1 protein-coding gene is annotated in these 750 nt (G+C 79.1%); it reads left to right on the forward strand.

Annotated elements, in window-relative coordinates; translation table 11 throughout:
* Positions 1 to 750, forward strand: a 750-nt coding sequence (gene cbiE, locus FOE67_RS27495; protein WP_194444848.1) for a precorrin-6y C5,15-methyltransferase (decarboxylating) subunit CbiE, incomplete at both ends; no start/stop codon positions are given.

Here is a 750-nt window from a genome sequence, read left to right on the forward strand (position 1 = left end):
CCGACCCGCCCCCGCGCCACCCCGTGACGGTGGTCGGCCTCGGCGCCGACGGCTGGGCCGGCCTCACCGAACCCGCCCGCGCCGCCCTGCGCGCCGCCGAGGTGATCATCGGCGGGCGCCGCCAGCTCGACCTGCTGCCGCCCCCCGACGCCACCGACGGCTGTCCCGGCGAACGCCTCACCTGGCCCTCACCGCTGCGGCCGGCCGTCCCGCGCCTGCTCGCCGTCCACCGGGACCGGCGGATCGCGGTCACGGCCAGCGGCGACCCGATGCACTTCGGCATCGGCCGCGCCCTGGTCGAGGAGCTGGGCCCCGACGGCGTCCGGGTCCTGCCGCACTCCTCCTCGATCTCCCTGGCCTGTGCCCGCCTGGGGTGGCCGGTGGAGGACACCGGGGTGGTCACCCTGGTCGGCCGCCCCCTCGCCTCCCTGACCACCGCCCTGCACCCCGGCCGCCGGGTGCTGGTGCTCTCCGCCGGCGCCGACACCCCCGCCCGGGTCGCCGGACTGCTGCGCGAACGCGGCTTCGGCCCCACCCGGATGCGGGTCCTGGAACAACTCGGCGGCCCCGGGGAGCGCCCCGTCGGCGGTGCCGGCGGCACGCCCGCCTCCGAGTGGGACGAGCCGGCCGGCGACCCGCTCAACGTCGTCGCCCTGGAGTGCCGGCGCGACCCGGGTGAGGATGACGGTCTGGCCGACGGTCGGCACGGTCAGCTCGCGCCTCAGGGCGGCGGCAGCCGCCGCGAAGTCG

Origin of the sequence: Streptomyces calidiresistens (assembly GCF_014141525.1) — a bacterium.
GTDB lineage: Bacteria > Actinomycetota > Actinomycetes > Streptomycetales > Streptomycetaceae > Streptomyces > Streptomyces calidiresistens.